The organism is Streptomyces acidicola (assembly GCF_009377235.1).
Classification (GTDB): Bacteria; Actinomycetota; Actinomycetes; order Streptomycetales; family Streptomycetaceae; genus Streptomyces; species Streptomyces acidicola.
Genome location: NZ_VMNX01000499.1, coordinates 1 through 1,766, shown reverse-complemented (window position 1 = coordinate 1,766; position 1,766 = coordinate 1). Strand labels below are relative to the sequence as shown.

Here is a 1,766-nt window from a genome sequence, read left to right as displayed (position 1 = left end):
CTTCTCCCCCCACCACCCGCACCCCCAGTTCCGGCCGTGGGGACCATCGGTACAGCCACTACCTTGGGGTGAAAGGCCGAGCGGAGTGTGAAGCCGCTCCTCAACGTCATCGCCGCTCGGGGTCCTCGCGGGCCCGCCGTTCCCGGCGGGCGTACTCGCGTACAGCGTCGCGCTCCGCCTCCGTACAGGCCTCCCGAAGCACCGGCGACATGTCGACGGTCCGGCTCGCGTATGTCGGGGCAGGCGGCGAAGTCGTCGAAGCTGGTGGTCCGGTGGCGACCGGGCGGGGTCTGGGTGAAGCGGTGCCCCGTGGGCGCTGCGACGATGTCGAGCCACGATCGCAGTCCTTCGGGCACTCGGCAGGGCGTGTCCATGAAGTTGTTGCCATGGACGGTCGCCGTCCCGGTGAGCAGAGTAATCGGCGTGATCAGAGTCGATATGTCGGAGAATCCGACAAGCCAGGTAGGCCCTGCCTCCCGCAGCCTGTCCCAGTCGAGCAGCGGTAGCAGGTCAATCGCGGTCTCTCAGCCCCACGGCGGCATGATGACCCTGCGGGTGGGGTCGACCAGCATCGACATCAGCTCGCGCGGTCAGCGGCCGAAGTACTGACGTGCCCGGAGCCGTCCATGCACCGGCCGATGACGGCCTCGTACCCGTGGTCCTGAACGTCACGAACGGCGACATGAAGGCGCTCACGCAGTTCTCCCGCGACCCCGCTCGACGGAGAGGTGACACCAACACGGTCACCGGGACGCAGGGAGGACAGGCATCGAACAGCCATGCGCTGGATTTTGCCATAGTGCCGTACCCGGAGGTTCGGGCATGATCTGTCAGTGTGTCCTGGCCCCACCCTCGCGTCGCAGTGTGTGGTTTCGGGGACGGCTGTGGCCGGTGTGGGTATCCATCGACGGGAAGATGTCTGTGATCGTCTGGGTGAACGGCGCTTTCGGCAGCGGGAAGAGCACGCTGGTGGATGAACTACGTCCGCGGTGGCCCGAGGCACTGGTCTATGACCCGGAGATGATCGGCTACGTGCTGCGCGAGATCGTGGAGGTCCCGACCGGCGATTTTCAGGATCTGCGGCTGTGGAGGCGCCAGGTCGCGGACCTTGCCGTGGGACTCGTCAAGGAGTATCAACGACCCGTCGTGGTGCCCATGACGCTGGTCAACCCCGGCTATGTCGAGGAGATCTTCGGTGTGCTGAAGGACGCGGGGATCGCTACTCACCACTTCTTCCTCAAGGTCTCCGAGGATGTGCTGGTGAAGCGGATCGACGCGCGGAGCTTCACGCCTGACGATCCCGCGCAGGATGAGCGGGTGCGCAGGTGGTGCAAGTCCAAGATTGAGTCGTGTATGGCCGCAGTGGACACCCTGCCCCGTGACACCGTGTTCCTGGACGGCGAGCTGAGCCCGCGGGAGTTGGCCGACGACGTGCTGGCCCGCATCGGCGCGGTCCCGGGCCGGTAATCCGGATCAGAGCGGGCGTGGCACACAGGGCAGGAGCCGTTCAACAGCCGGAAGCCGGGCACTGTGTCACGGTGAGCCAGCAGGTAAGCCTCACAAGGCATCAGGGGCGCAGATCACTACGGTCGGATTCGGCTGAACTGCCGCCTCTACCTGAACGGCTCTCACCGGGACACTAAGCTTGACTCTGTCGGGGATCTTGGTGCCGCTGAGGTCAGCTGCCCAGGGTTCGCCAGGACTTCGGCCGGGGTATCTCGCGCTGGTCGAGGTAGTGCTGGAAGGCGGTCGGTCGGCGGGGCGTG

At 66.0% G+C, this 1,766-nt stretch carries 1 protein-coding gene and 1 pseudogene; one reads left to right on the top strand and one right to left on the bottom strand.

The window, feature by feature from the left end:
* Positions 1 to 227 precede the first annotated feature (227 nt).
* Positions 228 to 781: pseudogene (locus FPZ41_RS46350) on the bottom strand (LD-carboxypeptidase); the annotation flags it as partial.
* Positions 782 to 921: 140 nt separating this feature from the next.
* On the opposite strand from FPZ41_RS46350, the gene FPZ41_RS46345 reads away from it, so the two are divergent.
* Complete coding sequence (locus tag FPZ41_RS46345) at positions 922 to 1,467, top strand: AAA family ATPase (RefSeq protein ID WP_322621595.1); 546 nt, start codon at positions 922 to 924, stop codon at positions 1,465 to 1,467.
* Positions 1,468 to 1,766 lie beyond the last annotated feature (299 nt).